Annotated in this window: 15 protein-coding genes, 1 tRNA gene and 3 pseudogenes; 10 read left to right on the top strand and 9 right to left on the bottom strand. The window is 70.2% G+C overall.

Translation table 11 applies throughout. From position 1 onward, the window contains the following. The first annotated feature begins 66 nt into the window (after positions 1–66). A complete protein-coding gene (locus ACZ49B_RS19800; RefSeq protein ID WP_468307447.1) occupies positions 67–525 on the top strand; it encodes a hypothetical protein in 459 nt (152 codons plus the stop codon). A 513-nt stretch (positions 526–1,038) separates the two neighbouring features. On the opposite strand, the gene ACZ49B_RS19805 is transcribed toward ACZ49B_RS19800, so the two are convergent. Then, positions 1,039–2,274: a hypothetical protein gene (locus ACZ49B_RS19805; RefSeq protein ID WP_468307448.1), complete on the bottom strand. Its 1,236-nt coding sequence runs from the start codon at positions 2,272–2,274 to the stop codon at positions 1,039–1,041. 383 nt (positions 2,275–2,657) lie between these two features. Here ACZ49B_RS19805 and ACZ49B_RS19810 point away from each other — a divergent pair. From ACZ49B_RS19810 to ACZ49B_RS19825, 4 genes and pseudogenes are all read left to right on the top strand, one after another. Beyond that, a pseudogene (locus tag ACZ49B_RS19810) lies at positions 2,658–3,026 on the top strand (transposase); the annotation flags it as partial. A 173-nt stretch (positions 3,027–3,199) separates the two neighbouring features. Next, positions 3,200–3,517 (top strand): hypothetical protein, encoded by a 318-nt coding sequence (locus tag ACZ49B_RS19815; RefSeq protein WP_468307450.1) that lies wholly within the window; start codon positions 3,200–3,202, stop codon positions 3,515–3,517. A 505-nt stretch (positions 3,518–4,022) separates the two neighbouring features. Continuing rightward, positions 4,023–4,223 carry a hypothetical protein gene (locus ACZ49B_RS19820; RefSeq protein ID WP_468307452.1) on the top strand — a complete coding sequence of 67 codons (201 nt, stop codon included), beginning with the start codon at positions 4,023–4,025 and terminating at the stop codon, positions 4,221–4,223. A gap of 604 nt (positions 4,224–4,827) precedes the next feature. Next, a pseudogene (locus ACZ49B_RS19825) lies at positions 4,828–4,993 on the top strand (IS5/IS1182 family transposase); the annotation flags it as partial. A gap of 17 nt (positions 4,994–5,010) precedes the next feature. Here the strand turns inward: ACZ49B_RS19825 and ACZ49B_RS19830 are convergent. The 3 genes from ACZ49B_RS19830 to ACZ49B_RS19840 form a co-directional block, all read right to left on the bottom strand. Continuing rightward, positions 5,011–5,637 (bottom strand): DUF305 domain-containing protein, encoded by a 627-nt coding sequence (locus tag ACZ49B_RS19830; protein WP_468307454.1) that lies wholly within the window; start codon positions 5,635–5,637, stop codon positions 5,011–5,013. Positions 5,638–5,752: 115 nt separating this feature from the next. Next, positions 5,753–6,151, bottom strand: coding sequence for a DUF6153 family protein (locus ACZ49B_RS19835; protein ID WP_468307457.1), 399 nt, complete (start codon positions 6,149–6,151; stop codon positions 5,753–5,755). Between the two features lie 294 nt (positions 6,152–6,445). Next, positions 6,446–7,057 carry a CGNR zinc finger domain-containing protein gene (locus tag ACZ49B_RS19840; protein ID WP_468307459.1) on the bottom strand — a complete coding sequence of 204 codons (612 nt, stop codon included), beginning with the start codon at positions 7,055–7,057 and terminating at the stop codon, positions 6,446–6,448. 103 nt (positions 7,058–7,160) lie between these two features. Here ACZ49B_RS19840 and ACZ49B_RS19845 point away from each other — a divergent pair, with 103 nt between their 5' ends. Then, on the top strand, positions 7,161–8,009 hold the full coding sequence (locus ACZ49B_RS19845; RefSeq protein ID WP_468307461.1) for an SDR family NAD(P)-dependent oxidoreductase: 849 nt from the start codon (positions 7,161–7,163) through the stop codon (positions 8,007–8,009). Positions 8,010–9,107: 1,098 nt separating this feature from the next. After that, positions 9,108–9,404, top strand: a complete 297-nt coding sequence (locus ACZ49B_RS19850; RefSeq protein WP_468307464.1) for a zinc-ribbon domain-containing protein — start codon at positions 9,108–9,110, stop codon at positions 9,402–9,404. A 272-nt stretch (positions 9,405–9,676) separates the two neighbouring features. Here ACZ49B_RS19850 and ACZ49B_RS19855 read toward each other — a convergent pair whose 3' ends face one another. From ACZ49B_RS19855 to ACZ49B_RS19870, 4 genes are all read right to left on the bottom strand, one after another. After that, positions 9,677–10,345: a response regulator gene (locus ACZ49B_RS19855; RefSeq protein WP_468307466.1), complete on the bottom strand. Its 669-nt coding sequence runs from the start codon at positions 10,343–10,345 to the stop codon at positions 9,677–9,679. A gap of 1 nt (position 10,346) precedes the next feature. After that, positions 10,347–11,546, bottom strand: a complete 1,200-nt coding sequence (locus tag ACZ49B_RS19860) for a sensor histidine kinase (RefSeq protein WP_468307469.1) — start codon at positions 11,544–11,546, stop codon at positions 10,347–10,349. Between the two features lie 10 nt (positions 11,547–11,556). Continuing rightward, entirely contained in the window at positions 11,557–13,791 is a 2,235-nt protein-coding gene (locus ACZ49B_RS19865; protein WP_468307471.1) for an MMPL family transporter, read from the bottom strand. Between the two features lie 309 nt (positions 13,792–14,100). Further along, complete coding sequence (locus ACZ49B_RS19870) at positions 14,101–15,231, bottom strand: NADH:flavin oxidoreductase (protein WP_468307473.1); 1,131 nt, start codon at positions 15,229–15,231, stop codon at positions 14,101–14,103. Between the two features lie 195 nt (positions 15,232–15,426). Between ACZ49B_RS19870 and ACZ49B_RS19875 the strand changes: the two genes are divergently transcribed. The 3 genes and pseudogenes from ACZ49B_RS19875 to ACZ49B_RS19885 form a co-directional block, all read left to right on the top strand. Then, positions 15,427–15,927, top strand: a complete 501-nt coding sequence (locus tag ACZ49B_RS19875) for a MarR family winged helix-turn-helix transcriptional regulator (protein ID WP_468307764.1) — start codon at positions 15,427–15,429, stop codon at positions 15,925–15,927. Positions 15,928–16,318: 391 nt separating this feature from the next. Next, a tRNA-Met gene (locus ACZ49B_RS19880) sits at positions 16,319–16,392 on the top strand. 48 nt (positions 16,393–16,440) lie between these two features. After that, positions 16,441–16,548: pseudogene (locus ACZ49B_RS19885) on the top strand (DUF2975 domain-containing protein); the annotation flags it as partial. Positions 16,549–16,601: 53 nt separating this feature from the next. Here the strand turns inward: ACZ49B_RS19885 and ACZ49B_RS19890 are convergent. Continuing rightward, the gene (locus ACZ49B_RS19890; RefSeq protein ID WP_468307476.1) at positions 16,602–17,537 is read right to left on the bottom strand and encodes an NADP-dependent oxidoreductase; all 936 of its coding nucleotides are present in this window, start codon (positions 17,535–17,537) and stop codon (positions 16,602–16,604) included. Positions 17,538–17,542 lie beyond the last annotated feature (5 nt).

The following is a 17,542-nucleotide window of genomic DNA, read 5'->3' on the forward strand; positions in this document are numbered from 1 at the left end:
GGCGCAGCGCGGTCCGCGCTCGCCGACGGAGCGATGTTGGCGTCGGTCCGCAAGAGCATGGAATCGATGCCGTCCCACGAGATGCCGTCCGACGATTTCGTAGCGGTGATCGGGAGGGATGGCCCGGATGCCGGTGAGCTCCTGTGGATGAAGGACGACCGTACGTACTGCTCCGCGATCGTTCGCAAAGGGCTGGCCGGCATCGAGTGCGGGCCTCTGCCGGAGAACTGGCCGCGCAAGGGCGTCCTGATGGTGACGACGGGCGAGTCGTACCACGAGAAGCCGGGCGAGCAGCCCAGCCTGTTCGTCTTCCTTGCCGTCGTCGAGGGCGAGCACGGCCCCTACGACTACAAGGGGGCGACGCCAGAGGCGGCGGGCCCGGTCCATGACGCTGTCGTGACCTTCGCGTCGGGCCGCAAGCTGGGCCTGATCTCCTACGAGAAGCACTCGCGCCAGATTCCGGAAGCCGAGATCTGCGGCGCGGACGGCGTCGTGTGTTTCCCGGCCTACTACCCGAACCGCTAGGTTCCCTCACGCCGACCTTGGACCCTGGCAGGACGCCGTCCATGACGCCGAACTGGCCGCCATCGACACCGCCTGGAACTCGGGCGCGCTGGGCTGGACGGTCAACTGGCAGCGGTACTACGCCTACCTGCAGCAGGCCCTGCCCGTCGGCAGGAGCCTGCGGGACGTCGCCCCGGGCATCACCGGGCACGACGAGGACATCGGACGGCGGCACGCCACCCAGCACCGCGACCGGAACCGGAACCGCCTGGACCTCGAGCAGCAACGGCACCTCGGCGAGCTCGGCCTTCTCCAGGCCATGCCCAACGCAGCCATGCCAGGCCGGACGACGCCATCCTGCCCACCTCAGGCTCAGGCCGGAGCAGCAGTGCCCCGCGGTGAGCGCGGCATCGGGTGTGTGCCGGCCTGGCGGCGGTGAAGGCGACGACCAGCTCGAAAGGGCGGCCCGGCCCTCGCCGGACACCGCCGGGGCCGCCTACGTGTCGGCGGCCGCGGCGGTGGGTGAGGCGCCGGTTAAGGCCGGGCCAGAATGTCGGTAACCCGGTGCGCGTAGATCACCCGGCCGCATGGGGAGCCGGGGTCCGTGCAGGTCGGATCCGTGGTGTCCGTGCGGTGCTCGGTCAGCGACCAGAGGTATTGCGTACCGCCGCCCGGCACGCCCTGCCCGTGCTCGAAGGACAGGTCCTCGGGACCGACCGCGTTGGTGATGTTGGCGCCGTAGTCCGCCAGACGGCCGCCGGAGACGGTCGCCCGGCGCAGGCTGCCGCTATGGGTGGTCCAACTGCGGTTGAAGTAGTACATGCCGTCGTAGCGTGCCGCGCCCTGGGTAAGGTCGCGGGGCAGGTAGAACGCGCCCGTCGCGCTGACCACGCCGTTGGTCGACTTGAGAAGGCCGGTGCCGTCGTCGATCGGCAGTGTGCCGATCCGGCCCTTTTCGGGGTGCGCGTCGTCGGAGTCGCAGTACTCGCCCATGATCAGAGCAGGAGCGGCGGTGTCGCTGCGGTCGACGGAGATGTAGGACGCCTTCGGCGCTCCGGTGGCCACACAGGTCCCCGCGGAGGAATTGCCCTGGGCGCTGACGAATTTGTACGAGGCCACCTGTGGCATCACATACCGGTACGTGTGGCTGTAGTAGACGTTGTTCTGCCGGCCGATCTGGGTTTCGTCCCGGACGTTGCTCTTCAGGCCGTCCAGCGTGGTGTCGTCCACCGATGCGTTCTGGTCCGGGTTGAGGTCCAGGATGGAACGCATGTCGAAGACCCGCAGGCCGTTCATGGTGTCCGCGACGTAGAGGTAGTACTTGTACCAGGCGATGCCGCCCGCGTGGACGTCGACGGCCTTGTAGGAGATGTGGTTGAAGCTGTTGTAGTACGGCTCCACGAGGAGGACGTGACGGTACCGGCGGCCGTCGGGGTCGCCCGGAATCGCGGTCTCGGGGTCGAGGAACGACAGCCGGACGCCCTTGCTGCCGACCTTGTCGTACCAGGCGGTGACCAGTGGCTTGCGGGAGCCCCACAGTTCGTCGGCCTGGGCGTCCGAGACACCCGTCATGCCCTGGGGTATCCATTCCTCGGTGGCGGAGTCGCCGGGATCCCAGCAGAGCTTCCTGGCGGGAGCCAGCACCTTGCCGTCGTCGCCCGAGCCGAACGGGTCCGTGGTGCAGGACGCGCCCGTCCGCGCGACCCGGTTTCCCTGGTCGAGCAGATCCTGAACGCCCTGCGTGGGCAACGCCGCTTTCAGATCGGCCACGTGACCGCTGAGGTCCGGTCCGGACTTGAGGTTGAAGGAAGACGCGGTCGCCGGGTCTCCGGGGGCCGCTTGAGCGGGGGAACTGATTACCGGAACGGAGAGGACCACCGCGACTGCAGTGGCGATCCAACCGGCGTACTTTCCATGGGTTTTACGGGGTGGCATCGCTGGTTCTTCGACCTTCGCTCTGGGGAGAAAGCGAGATCATACGTTTGGCCTCCGGTCGCCCGCGCGCCGGGGCAGTCTAGTGAGTCGCCCAAGTCGGCTGAGCCGGCAGGACGTCGAAGGGATACCGTGCCGGGTCATGCCGTCGTTGCACAGCCGGCCCGTTCAATTCGCGCAGCCCGCGCAGGGTTTGGCCGTCGACTCGCCAAAGCCCCGGGGCCGCGCCGATCTTCGCCGTGGCGTTCTGCGGACGGCGCTTCTTCGAACGCATGCGGACCGCGGCCTCCTGCGCCGCGCTCTGCGGGGCCGCGCCCGTCCCCGCCTCCAGCGGCAAAACCAACCGGCACCGCCTCTCACGAGGCGGCGACCGAGCAGCCAACGCCGCCCTCTATCGCATCGCACTGGTCCGCATGTCTGCGGACTCCCGCACCCACGAGTACGTGGCACGACAAACCGCCGCAGGTCGGACGAAGAAGGAGACCATCCGGCTCTTGAAGCGAGCCATCGCCCGGGAGGTGTTCGGGTGTTTGACCACCCCGGTCACCGTTCCCGCCATCGCAGACCTGCGACCTCTGCCACAGTCCTAGAACATCACCCTTACCGCTGCAGCAGGCCACTTCGGCGTCTGGCCGGCCACCGTCTCCGCCCTCGAACGCGGGATCCGCCGAGACGATGACCTCGCTCACGCTGACCGGGACCAACTCCGGGCCGCCTGATCACCCACCCGGGTTCATAGATCGTCTGGCACGACAGACCGCGGATGACTGTCAAGGGAAGCCCCGTGCGGCCGTCCCGCGCGAACGAAGTCGCCGTACTCGTCCTGGACGACGTTCTCGTTGACCCACCGACCGCGCTCGGCTCCAGAGTGCTGTTCGGCAGCGATCAGCGCGGTCAACGGATCCTCGGCCATGCCCAGGAGCCGACCGAACTCGTCGTCCTCGTCATCGGGATCCAAGGGAGGAAACTCGCCCAGATCCAAGAAGTTCTCGCTGCCGACGTCCTCGACGGTATGGAGATGGATCTCATAAGACGTCTTCGTCGGGCGAACCTCTACATAGCGCACACCCGGGCGCTCTGACGAGCCGCACGGCCCAAGAAACTGCTCGACCGGACGGCCCCGCCGCAAGGACCCAAGGATGAACGACTCTGCCAAGTACCGCATCAGGGCACCCTACGGCGCGCCAAACGCCTCCATGGCTTGACGATCCATAGGAGCATCACCGTGCCGCAGCCCAAGACCGCAGGCCACCTCACAGCCGCGGTAAACCACATCGCCAGTCACGAAGACCTCGGCCCTATGGAACGCAAGCGCCCTTCACCCCACGCGGCGTGACCCGGGACGGCGGGGCCGACGGCGGCCCATGGGCTCCTCGGGGGCGGCCTGCGGTGAGGAGAACCCGCCCGGGACCGCCGACCGGGCTGCCGGCGGCGCGGCAGCGACGGTCGGCGACGTACCTGCTCGGGCCAGGCTCTGTGCTCGCGCGAGAATGGAGATGTGGGGGATCTGCGAGGCGCAGACCTGGCACACCTCGGCCAGAGTCCAGACCTGTCCCACGGCCGGGTTGTGCACGAGGACGAGGAGCGTGGGTCCGCTGCATTGGACGCTGGCCTCGTGGTACACGCACTGCGCGGCCCCGCAGGAGCAGGCAGCGTCGGGGCGGACCGAGGCAAGCCGGGCGTGGGCCCTGACGTGTTCAGCGGCGAAGCGCCGCAGGGGCATGGTGTCCTTCGACCGTGCCGGCATGCGGCAGGCCTCGCTGCTGCAGGTGACGGACACGGTGTGATCGGCATGGCCGGTGAGCCGGACAGTCCAAGTCCGTCCCGGCACGCGCGATCCGGGCATGAGGGTCATGTCGGGATTCCCGTCGTGGTCGGTCAGATGACTCTGGAGCGCTGATGCAGTTGCAGAAGTCAGCGTGGAGGAGGGCGTTCGCCTCACGTCGTCGGAGACGACGCGCCGAGAGCAGGGACAGCCGCGCACGACGACCAGGTGGCCTCGGGCAGGCGCACTGCCAGATGGCCTTTGTCGCATGGGGCAGACCACGGTGTCAACGACGCGGCAGCCATCGACCCGCGCATCGACCGGCCATACCGCCCGCCGACTGGCCGCTGGTCAGTGACAACCGCTGCCAGACTGGCGACGGGCCATGGCCGGTACTGAGGCCCAAACCGCAGTCTCCACAGACACACGACCGCCAGGAAGGGGACGGGGTGACGGAGATATTTTCGCGGCAGCGGATGCTGGGCTCGCGAATCGGAGAGCGGCGCCGCGCGACAGGCGTCAAGCAGGCTGCGCTGGCAGCGGCGACGGGCAAGGCACAGAGCTAAGTATCGCGCATGGAACGCGGGGCGGTTCCAGTGGAGTTCGAGCTTGAGGCGATGGTCAAGGTCGCCCGTCAACACGTCGTCGGTACCAGGAAGAAGGGGCGCCGAGTCCGAACCTGTCGACCATGCGCTCGGACGGTCCCGTGGCGGCATGAGCGCGAGCGTCCACCTCGCCAGCGACAGCCGTGCACGGCCTCTGGCCCTCCGTGTCACCGGAGGGCCAGACGGGAGACCCGCCGACAGGGGTCAGTTCTTGCCGAGGAGCTTGTTCATCTGGGTGATCTCGGCGGCCTGGGAGGTGATGATGGCGCCGGCCATGTCCTTGGCGCCCTGGTAGGAGCCGTCTTTCTGCTCCGTCTTGGCCATCGCGACCGCGCCCTGGTGGTGCTTGATCATCAGCTCCATGAAGGCGGCGTCGAACGCCTTGCCGGAAGCCTTCTTCAGGTCGTCCATCTCCTCGGCGGTCATCATGCCGCCGTCCGAGCCGTGCATGGAGTGGTCCATGGCGCCCTCGGCGGGCACCTGCTCGCCCCAGGAGGTCAGCCACCCGGAGAGCGTCTTGATCTCCGGGTCCTGGGCCTCCTTGATCTCCTCGGCCAGCTTCTTCACCTCGGCCGAGTCCGCCCGGGTCGGGGCCAGGTCGGCCATCTCCACGGCCTGCCGGTGATGGGGAATCATTCCCGTGGCGAACGCAACATCGGCCGCGTTGGGCTGCCCCTGGGCAGCGGGAGCGGAAGCCGACGGGGAGGCGGAGGTGTGGCCTTCGTGGCCGGCCTCGCTGTCGCTGCTGCCGCAGGCGGCCAGTACCAGGGCGGCCGCCGCGGCGGCCGCGACGGCGGCGGTACGGCGGATGAGGGAACGGTTGCGGTTCATGGTGATGCAACTCCTTGATGCGCAGCCCCGCGTCAGGGCGTGCGTGTACGGATGTAGAGGGCGTGCCGGGAGCACGGCACCGGTCATCGGACCAGTGAGTGCCGTGCGGGCCGCTCTATATCCGCAGGAGTTGCAGCTCGGAAAGGTCAGGCGGCGCCCGCCTCACCGCCGCCTCCGGCGCCACCGCGGCCGGAACTACGGCGGCGGGAACCTCGCCGAAGGCGGCACTGAGCGCCGGCGGAGCATAGGAGGAGCCCACCCCGGCGGCGGCGCACGTACCGTCCGCGTGATCGAGATGATGCGATCCACCGGCCGAGTGCGAGCAGTCCCCCGCCGTGACCGAGCCAGCCTCCGCGTGCGCCATGACCATGGTGTGGCCGGTGCCGGCGTGCGCCGTCGGCAAGGGGCTCGGGGCCAGGGCATGCATGCCCAGGACACCGGCCAGCACCACGAGGACGAGCAGCACGAAACCGCGCCCGGCAGGGCGCCGGCTCCTCGACTGCGCGGCGGTCATGCGGTCATCGTACGGCCGCCGGTCTATCAGCCCCCCGCCGCGGCCGACTTAGGTGGTAGCCGTCAGGGTTCGGGTTCGCGCACGTTGAGACGGGTGCGTCCAGCCAGTCGGCTCGGGCCAGGCACGTTCTAAGTTCAAGATCTTCCACTCCGGTCTCGGGCCGATTCGACGGCTCCGGGATGCGCCCGGCACTTCTCGTGCTCGGCGAGTGCCCGGTAGAGGCCGGCCAGGCCAGGGTTCTGACTCTTTCGCTTGCCGGTGGGGGTGATCGCCCTCCTCGTTGGAAGGGCGGACTCACGCTTCGGACGGCGTACCACTGCCATGGCGCTGCCGCTGGCGGTGTTTGCGCATGGACACCTGAGAACCGCAGCCAGTACTGCAGTACAGCCCTCCCCCATTGCGGGTGCGGTCGAAGAAACCGAAATGGCACGGGGGGTTCCGGCACGCCTTGATGCGTCCCCAGTCGCTGCTCTGGGCGAAGGTCGTCACCGCAGCCAGTACGGTTCCGAACACGCGCGGCACCCCCGTCTGCGGCGAGGCCAGCTCTACACCGCCGGCCGTGACCACCGTCGCCAGCGGGTAGAGCGAACCCACACGTCGCAGGTGCCGCTCGGCACGCAGCAGCGGCTCACCCAGACTTTCCTCATCGCCCGAGTGCGCGAGCAGCACGGTCACCAGCGCATCACGCAGCTCGCGCGCGACCGCGGCGTCAGCGTCGGTCACCACGGTTTCGCCACCGAACTCGTCGCGCTCCGCCAGCCACGCCGCGAACGAGTCCCCGTCCCCGAACAACTCTCGGCGGCCCGATCCGTCCGCGCGCGTGTTCACGAACGCGAGAACGGTCTCCACCGTCGGCGTGACGGTGCGGGGGCTGGGTTTGGGAGTTCCGGCTGCCGCAGTGATCATCCTCCCACAGTACATCAGGGCGAGCGGTGCTAATTCAACTAGTCGGCAACTTCCCCGTCGATCTAGGTTGACTCGTTGCGAGCTAACGTCTTACGGTCGCAACATGAACGGAAAATCCAACCACCAGACCCCCCTCCGCACATGGCTGATCACCGGCGCGACGTCCGGCATCGGCCGCGAACTGACGCTCCAGGCACTGGAGAACGGCGACACCGTCTCGGCCCTCGCCCGCGACACCTCCTCCCTGGACGAACTGGCGCAAGCGCACGGTGAGCGCCTGCTTCTCATCCAGGCGGACGTGCGCGACGAGCGAGCCGTCCGGGACGCAGTGGAAGGCACGCTCGCACGGTTCGGCCGTATCGACGTCGTGGCCAACAACGCGGGATACGGACTGTTCGGAGCCGTCGAGGAGGCATCCGACACGCAGGTCCGTGCCGTGTTCGACACGAATGTCTTCGGAGTGCTCAACGTGCTCCGCGCAACGCTGCCGGTGCTCCGCGCCCAGCGGTCCGGGCACATCCTCCAGGGCTCGTCGGTTTACGGGCAGTCCGCCCATCCCGGCGTGGGTCTGCTGGCCGCCACCAAGTACGCGGTCGAGGGGCTGTCGGACGCGTTGGCGGCCGAGGTCGCACCGCTCGGGATCAAGGTCACGATCATCCAGCCCGGGCTGACCGCGACCCCCTTCCTTGCCAACCTCGATGTCGCAGCCGGCCTGAGCGACTACGACCAGACCGTCCGCGAGGTCCAGAAGGGCATCGGAGAGCTGCCGGCGTCCGCGTTCTCCACCGCGGCGCGGATCGCTACAGGCATCCGGACCGCTGTCGACAGCCCCAACCCGCCGCTGCGCCTGGCTCTTGGCGCCTCCAGCACGACGGGCATGCGCCCGGCTTTGGAGGGTCGGATCGCAGACCTGGACAGCTGGCAGCGCGTAACCGACGCCGTCGACAGGTAGCAAGCCGCGAATCCCGCCGGGAAGCGGGTCTTGGCGGAGGGGGCCCTGCCCTCCTGACCGCCCGGCCATGACCAGTGGGTCTGGGGCGAAGCCTCGGCAGACGGCTTCGCCCCAGACCCTGTACTACCACCGCTCCGCGCTCATCCCTGGCGGGTGTCGGCGGCGGTTCGTCCGCCGTGGCCTGGGATGGCGACAGCCGGGTCGAGGTCGATCCCGTTGCCCATGTCGAGCGCATTGCTGCTGAGCTGCATCAACCTCTACGCACGCCTCGTGCACCACACGGCCACCCCTCGAGGACCCGCTGTACAAGGCGTGCGCAGGGAGCCGCGGCGGGTCTGGAGCAGCACCCGGCCGCCCGGGTCGGCCCGGGTGAACAGCAGCGCACGGTGCCCGTCGAACTTCTGCCCAAAAGCCGCGCCACCCCCCAGCACACCGGAGCCCGGCCTCGACTTCGCGGCCTGCGAAAGCATCGGATCAACCGGGGCCGCACCACCATCCCGGGGCCTCCCTCGAGGTCGCCCCGCTTGCAGGATCGGCTACCCAGGCCACCGAGGTCTCCCCCGGCCCGCACCGCCGACGGCCGGGCCGCAGCTGCCCCCTCTTCCCGCCCCGGGGGCCCTTTGCGCCTGGCCGGCAGGCGCGGGGCCCCGCGACGACACTCTGGCGCCCACACCGACACCGCGGCCTGCGTCACCTCGACGGCGCGCACCGCGACGACGACCCGGCTCGCCCTCCGGCCGGAGGCGTTTCCGCACTGTCGAGCACCAGAGGGTAGCTCCGCTAGTCTCAACAAAACCGCAGGTCAGAGTCCGGGCTCAGGATTGCGGGCGACCTCGCGTCCGTCAAGATTCGACGGCACGTGATCAAGGTTCGGCGCTTCCCGTCGAGGACTGTGGCTGCCCCACAGCGCAACCGGTCCGGTCGCCCGGCCCCGGCCTGCGCCGGTCTTCGTGACGGCTTTGTCAAGCCGCGAGTTTCCGGGCCATGACCCAGACCCCCCACCCAGGGCGTAATGGAATCACCACACGGCACGGAGAGCGGACACCCGCCGCCTCACCCCAGCCTCCTCCGCCCGCCCCAGTTTTAAGGACTCCACGCATGATCATCTTCGGCACCACGGCATACGTGTACCAGCTCGCGATCCTCATGCTGACGTGCCGTCACTGCGGCAACCCTGTCGCGCATGCGGTCAGGAAGTACGTCACCAAGTTCACGCTGTTCTTCGTGCCGTTGTTCCCCATCTCGACGAAATTTGCGACTCAGTGCACGTTCTGCGGTATGGAGCAGGAAGTGCCCAAGGAGTGGGCCGAGCAGTCGCAGGCGCAAGCCGCAGGCGCTCCCGGCGGTGAGGCGTACGGGCAGGCGCAGCAGCCGTACCAGCACTCTGGAGCCTGACCGGTCCCCGGCGCTTCCGCCAGCCGCCTGCGGCGGCTCCGAAGGGGGAGGTGCCTGCCAGGTGATCGCTTCCCGGCTGCCCCTCAGCCCCTGGCCAGCGTGATCGAACTTCCTCCGCACCACCCAGCCAGACCCGACCCTGCGCACGGTGCCACCAGCCCTGCGCGAGGTAGAGCGCCCCTGCCAGCCCCTTCTGCGTTCCCTGCCGTGCCGATCTCCAGGTTGCTCAGCAGAAGCCGCCCGCACCGCGGCCTGACCGGCAGAACCGTGCCCTAGCGCTGTCGGAGCAACCCGTCGTTCATCGCCACGACCACGGCGCGTGTGCGGTCGCTGACGTCGAGCTTCGCGAATATCCGCAGGAGATGGGTCTTCACCGTGGCCTCTCCGATGAACAGTCGCCGTCCGATCTCCGCGTTGGACAACCCGTCGGCGACCGCGCCCAGTACTTCGGCCTCGCGCGCGGTGAGCGCCACGGGCACGGGTCGGCGCATCTTCGCCACCAGCCGCTGCGCGACGCGCGGGGCGAGGACGGTCTCGCCCCGGGAGGCCGCGTGGATGGCTTCGACCAGTTGGTCGCGGGTGGCGTCCTTGAGGAGGTAGCCGGTCGCCCCCGCCTCGACACCGCGCTCGATGTCCGCGTCGGTGTCGTACGTGGTCAGGATGAGGACGCGGGTGCGGGCGCCACTCGCGACGATCTCGGTGGTGGCACCCACGCCGTCGAGGACGGGCATGCGCAGATCGAGGAGCGCCACGTCCGGGTCGAGCCGTTCGACGAGCCGCACCGCCTCGCGGCCGTCCCCGGCCTCGCCGACGACGTCGATCGTGGGCTCGGAGGCCAGCAGCGCGACGAGTCCGGCACGCATCACCGTATGGTCGTCGGCCAGGATGACGCGCAGGCGGTGGCCTCGTGTCGTGGCGGGGGCCGTGGGCACTGTCGTCATGTCACACCTGACCGTTCGTGCGGACCATCGGGTTCACGGGGATCACGGCGAGGATCCGGGTGCCGTCGCCCACCGAGCTGGTGACGGTGAGGCCGCCGCCGGACTCCGCGAGGCGCTTGCCCATTCCGACCAGACCGAAGCCCTCGGCTTCCTCGACCACGAACCCGCGTCCGTCGTCGGTGATCTCCAGCTCGATGTGGGCCGGGTGGCGGGCGAGGACGACGCTCACCGTGGAGGCGTCCGCGTGCTTGCGGATGTTGGCCAAGGACTCCTGCATGCACCGCAGCAGCACGACCCTCGTCGGCTGGTCGCACGCGATGTCCGCCAGCTCCGCCGTGACGGTGAGCCCGGTGTCCTCGGTGAACCGGTCCAAGGTGCGGCGGAGCGTCGTCGCGACCGATCCGGCGGCCACGCCGCTGCGGGGGGCCGCACCGACGAGCACGCGCGCCTCGGCGAGGTTCTCCCGGGCGGTCTGTTCGATGGACTGCAGCTGCCGGGCGCTTCGGCCGGGGTCCACGGCGAGCCCGGACCGGGCCGCCTCCGCCAGCACGATGATGGAGGCGAAGCCCTGAGCGAGGGTGTCGTGGATGTCCCGGGCGAGGCGCTCGCGTTCCTCCGCGGCGCCCTGGCGCTGGTACGCCTCGACCAGCTCCAGCTGGGCCGCATTCAACTCCGCCCGCAGCCGGGCCCGTTCGTCCCGCAGTGCCAGGGCCCGGGGCGTCACCACCGCGATCAGCACGCCGACCGCGAACACCGCGAGGGAGGAGATCGTGTTGGTGGTCAGGACGTCGAGGCTGGGCCCTTCCCGCAGCGTGCCGCCCGCCGTGATCGCCACCGCGCCCAGACCCATGGAAAGGACCGCTGCCCTGGGGCCGCCCGCGTGGATGACGAACTGCGCGAGCGTCACGGTGTAGAAGACCCCGAAGCCGTCCCCGACGTACGAGAGACCGCCCAGCGCCGCCACGAGGAGGCACAGATAGCCGGACGGGCGCAGCACCGGGTTGCCGGGACGGCAGCGCACGAGCGCGTAGCCGAGGGCGAGGACGGCCACCAGCGCCGCCACCCCGTATTTCGTCGCGGCCGGGGCACCGCCCACGAGGGTGATCAGGGTGACCAGGGCGATGAGGGCCCAGGACAGCGTCTCCCACCCGTGGAGGGCCCAGATCCACAACGGGTCACCGCGCTGAGGTCGTTGCAGCATGATCGTCAGACTAGCCAACGGGGCGGGTGGAGGGAGTGGCGACCGGGAAGACGGGCCCGGTGGCGGTCCCGGCCTGCCGTTCGGGGCGCCGTGGCCACCATGCCCGCTCACCGAGGAGGAGCAGGACCGACGGCAGGATCATCATCCTGACGACCACGGCGTCGAGCAGGACCGCCACCGCCAGGCAGAAGCCCATCTGCTTCATCTCGGTCAGGTGCAGGAAGACGAAGGCCGCGAACACCGTGACCATCACCATGGCCGCGCTCGTCACCACCTTGGCCGACCGGCCGATGCCGTCCAGCACGGCCGCGCGGGCCGTCATCCCGTGGTCCCTCGCCTCCTTGATCCGGCTGACCACGAACACCTGGTAGTCCATCGACAGCCCGAAGAGGATCACGAAGAGGAACAGCGGCACGCGGGACGCGATCGCACCGAGGGAGTCGAAGTCCAGCAGCCCCTCCGCCCAGGTCCCCTGGAAGACCAGGACCAGCACGCCGAGCGCTGCGGCGGCGGAGAGCAGGTTGAGCAGGACGCCGACCAGGGCGATGACCACCGAGCGGAAGGCCCACACCGTCATCACGAAGGTCAGCAGCAGGAGGAATCCGATGACCAACGGCAGTTTGCCGCTCTCGTGCTCGACGTAGTCCCGGCCGCGGGCCACGTCGCCGCTCACCGCTGCCTCCACACCGGGCAGCGCGCCGACGGTGGCGGGCAGGTACGCCCCGCGGAGGTGGTCGAGCGACTCGATCGCCGGGCCGGAGGGCGCGGGGTACGGGACGGCCAGTTCGAGCACGCTGGTCCGGCCGTCGGCAGACGTGCGCACCACCGGCTCGGCGTTCCGGGCGAACAGCGGGTCCGCCAGCGCCAGACGGCCCAGGTCCGCCAGGGCCTCGCGTACCTGGGGGGCTTGGTCGGGGGCCGAGCAGACGACCACCTCGTGCTTGACCAGGAGCTCCGGGAAGGCTGCGGTCAGCCGGTCGTAGACCCGCATGGCCGGGATGTCGCGGGAGAAGGTGTCCTTGCCCGGGTCGATGAGCTTCATGCCGAGTACGGGCGCCGCCATGCCGAGCACGAGCAGGACGGACACGCACAGGGTGATCGCGGGATGGCGGCGCGCGGGGCGCAGCAGGGCGGCGAACACCCTGCCGTTCTCCGGCTTCTGCGCCTTCCCCGGCTCGGTACGGACCGGCCCGCCCCGGCGCGCCCGCCGCGCGGCCCTCTTGGCGGCCCGGCGCTCGGTCCGGTGGCCGATCTTCACGAGCAGGGCGGGGAGCACGGTCAGGGAGCTGGCCACGGCGACCGCCACGACCAGGATCGTGCCCGTCGCCAGCGAGGAGAAGATGACGTCCGTGGCGAGGTAGAGCGTCGCGGTGGAGACGATCACCGCGAGGCCGGAGGCCACGATGGCCCGGCCGGCCGTCGCCGCCGCGAGCTCGACCAGTGCCTCGGGGCTGAGCCGGCCTTCCGCACGGGCGCGTTCCTCGCGTTCGCGCTTGAGGTAGAAGAGCGTGTAGTCGACGCCCACGGCGAGGCCGATGAGCAGGATCATGTTGGTCCCGACCCCGGGGTCGGGCAGGACGTGGGAGGCGACCATGGCCAGGCCCAGGGTGGCGGCGATCGAGGAGAGCGCCAGCACCAGCGGCACACCGGCCATGACCACGGAACCGAAGACGATCAGCAGGATGACGAGGGTGACCGGCAGCGTGAGGCGTTCGGAGAGCGCGAGGTCGTCGGCGCGCTGGTCGTTGACGCCCTTGCTGATGGCGGGCGAGCCGGTCTCCTCCACGACCAGCTCCGGATGGCCGGCAGCCACCTTCGCCGTCTGTTCGAGGAGCGGGACGACGTTCTTCCTGCCCTCCAGCTCGGCGCCCTTGAGGACCACGGTCACGCGCAGGGTGCTGCCGTCCTGCGAACGGACCGGGGCGGCCACGTCGTCGACTTCGGGCAGCCCGGCCATCCGGTCGGTCAGCTCACGGGCCGCGGAAGCGGCCGACTCCGTGTCCGGACGACCGGACCTCGCGCGGATCAGGACGTGCTCGGTGGGCCGGCGCTGGAGACCGCCGTCGGTCGCCATCGACTCGGCGTGCCCGGCCTCCCCGACCCGGAAGTCCTCGGTGGTCGCCGCGTTGCTGCCGGTCGCGATGCCGGCGCCGAGGCACAGGAGGACGAATACGAACCATCCGATGATCGCGCTCCACGGGTGTCGGGCGCTCCAACGGGCCATGCGCACTGGGCGATTTCTCATGCCTCAGATGCTCGTCCGCAGCGCCGTTCCCCCGGCAGCCCCGACCGGTGGACCCCGTGTCCACCAGTCGGTGGACACGGGACCCCGCATGGGCATCGGGGAGATCCCGGTCAGGAGCATGCGGGCTGGTGTGCCCAGCCAGATCATCGTGATGCCCTCCGGCGACGCCGGCGAGAACCGCGCGCCCGGGATGCCGTACAGCTCGCCGGCGAATCGGCCCGCGGCGGGAGTGCACGAGCCAGCTCCCTTGCCACGCTGTCGCCTTCGAACCGTACGGTCAGTCCGTCCGTCTTTTGACCGGTCGGCCGGCTACCGGCTGAGCGACCTGAGCGCCGCCGCGTCGTACGGCTTCAGCTCGTCGAAGCGGTTGCCGAGGACTTTCGCCGCCCAGTGCGGGTCCTGGAGCAGCGCCCGGCCGACAGCGACCACGTCGAACTCCTCGCGTTCCATGCGGTCCAGGAGGTTGTCGATGTCGCCGAGCGCTGCACCCTCGCCGACGAAGGCGCGGAGGAAGTCGCCGTCGAGGCCGACCGAGCCGACGGTGAGGGTCGGCCGGCCGGTGAGCTTCTTGGTCCAGCCCGCCAGGTTCAGGTCCGAGCCCTCGAACTCCGGGAGCCAGTAGCGCCGGGTGGAGGCGTGGAACGCGTCGACGCCGGCCGCCGCCAGCGGGGCCAGGATCGCCTCCAGCTCCTCCGGGGTCTGGGCAAGCCGGGCGTCGTAGGCCTCCTGCTTCCACTGCGAGTAGCGGAAGATCACCGGGAAGTCGGCCGGGACGCGCTCGCGGATCGCGGCCACGATCTCCGCGGCGAACTTCGTACGGGCCACCGCGTCGCCGCCGTAGGCGTCGGTGCGGCGGTTGGTGCGCTCCCACAGGAACTGGTCGAGCAGGTAGCCGTGGGCGCCGTGCAGTTCGACACCGTCGAAGCCGATCCGCTCGGCCTCCGCAGCGGCGTCAGCGAACGCGCCGATGACGTCGTCGAGGTCGGCGCGGGTCATCGCCTTGCCCGTCCCCTCGGTGCCGTCGACGCGGACGCCGGAGGGGCCGACGGCGGGCGCGTCGGCGTACGGTGCCTCGCCCTTCTTACGCACCATGCCTATGTGCCACAGCTGAGGCACGATCGTGCCTCCTACCTCGTGCACGGCCGCGGCGACCTTCGCCCACCCCGCCAACTGGTCCTCGCCGTGGAACCGCGGCACCCGGTCGCTCTGCCCGGCGGACTCGTGGCCGACGTAAGTGCCCTCGGTGACGATCAAGCCCACACCCGCGGCGGCCCGGCTGGCGTAGTACGCCTGCACGTCCTCGCCCGGCACGCCGCCGGGTGAGAACATCCGCGTCATCGGAGCCATCGCAATGCGATTGGGGACGGTCAGGCCGTTCAGCGTGACGGGCCGGGACAGGATCTCGGCCGCGCGGGAGGCGGTGGACGTGGTGACGGTCATGCGGGTCCTCCGGGTTGAGCTGTGGCTCGTCGGGGTGACAACGAGGAGTGCATAGTACACACGCTATGCATAATGCATATCGCCGCGGACCTGGCCCGCGCCCGCGCGCGGAGCCGTCCGCAGACCCCCCGGCAGAGCTCTGCCGGTCCACGGGTCGGCGATAATGGAGCGCCGAAAGGAGCGGGAGGCGCAGTGATGGAGAAACTGGAGCGGGAGCTGATGTTGCTCTCGCGGCACCAGGTGCTTGCCCGGCGCGAGCGCGACCCCGAACGCCTCGAGCGGTCGGCGTACCTGTTGCTCAGCCGGATCGAAACACAAGGCCCCATGTCCATCGGACAGTTGGCAGAGGCCTTCGGGCTCGACACCTCGACCGTGAACCGCCAGACGGCCGCGCTGCTGCGCTGCGGACTGGCCGAGCGCGTCGCGGACCCGGACGGCGGCATCGCCCGCAAGCTGCGCATCACCGCTGAAGGCGGGTGCCGTCTCGCCGGAGACCGTGAGGCCAACCAGTCCTGCCTGGCCCGGGTGGTCGCCGACTGGTCCCCTGAGGAGGTACGGGAGCTGGAGGACGTCCTGGTCCGGCTCAACCGCAGCGCCGAGGCCCTCGAAGGCCGATACTGGCCGCGCGCGGAGGAAGACGACACCCGCGCCGCATCCCACCCGCCGGTCCCGCAGGAATCCACACCGCCCTCGTAGGAACCGCGACTCCCGACCTGTAGGAACGCCCGCGGCCCTTGGACGGAGCCAGGTGTCGCCCTCAGTCACACCCGTGCCACCGCCCGCCCCACGGCGGATATGGGGACGCGGTACGCAGCTGATTGGTTCGGCGCGCGAAACGGCGTCGATGCGCCGCTTGCCGTAGACCGCCTCGGGCCGGATCCAGGCCGCCAGGGCCGCCTACCGCAATGCGGCACCCGTTCGCAGACCCTGACGGACTGCCCGCGCCGGGTGGCAGGCCGGGCGACGAGGAGCTGCGCCGCGCCATCCGCAAGGCTGCTTTCGCCCCGGAGGAACCTGTGCGCCGGCACCATGCACGAAAAGCCGGTCAAACGCGGGCCGGGCGGTAGCGTAGGGTGGGGTTCACCGACGCGGGGTGGAGCAGCTCGGTAGCTCGCTGGGCTCATAACCCAGAGGTCGCAGGTTCAAATCCTGTCCCCGCTACTGCCCAGAAGGGCCCGGATCCTCAAAGGATTCGGGCCCTTCTGCTTGGCCGTCCTTGGGGTCGCGCCCATCGTGTGTGTGCTGCGGATGCTGCTGGCCCAGGACGTTGCGCGAGACGTCGAAGCGGGGCAGATGCAGGCCGGGCTGGACGAGGTCACGGAGGCCGCCGGCCGTGGGGCGGGCGGCGGCCTCCGGGAGCGGGGGTGCGGTCAGGCGCGGACACCGATGACGGTCTTGCCGCGGGCACCGCCTCGCTCGACCTTCTGCAGGGCCTCGGAGGCCTCGTCGAGCGGGAAGACCGTTTCGAGGATCGGCCGGAGCTGGCCGGACTCCACCAGGCCGGCGAGGTGGGCCAGCTGCTCGCCGTGCGGGCGCATGAAGAAGCTGCGGGCCCGGACGTTCCACTGGGCCTGCTTGGCCTCGGCGTCCGCGATCGGGACGATCGAGACCAGCGTGCCGCCCGGCTTGATCACGGCGAAGGACCGCTCCTGCGTCTCGCCGCCGATGGTGTCGAGGACGACGTCCACCCCGGAGACGGTCTCGTCGAACTTCTCGGCCCGGTAGTCGATCACCCGGTCGGCACCGAGCTCGCGGACCAGTTCCACGCTGCCGGCGCTGGCGGTGGCCACGACCTCGGCGCCGAGCTGCTTGGCGATCTGGACGGCGGCGGAGCCCACGCCGCCGGCGGCGCCGTGGATGAGCACGCGCGTCCCGCCCCGTACGTCGGCCTGCTCGGTCAGGGCCTGGAGGGCGGTGAGCGCGACCAGGGGCAGCGAGGCGGCCTCCTCGAACGTCAGGCCGGCCGGCTTGGCGGCGACCAGCGACTGGTCCACGGCGACGTACTCGGCGAAGGCGCCGCCCAGGCGGGGGTCGACGCGGGAGAAGACCTCGTCGCCCACCGCGAAGCGGGTGACCTCGCCGCCGACCTCGGTCACCACACCGGCGAGCTCGTTGCCGATGACCAGCGGCCCGGTCGGCGCACCCGCGCTCAGGAAGCCCTTGACGATCAGGTGGTCCACCGGATTGACACCGGCTGCGCGGACCTCGATGAGCACGTCGCGGGGGCCGACGGCGGGGACGGGCATGTCGGTGACGCGCACGACGTCGCGGACCTGGCCGTACTGGTCGATGACTGCTGCCTTCATGAGAT

Source organism: Streptomyces sp. NPDC031132, from assembly GCF_055570595.1.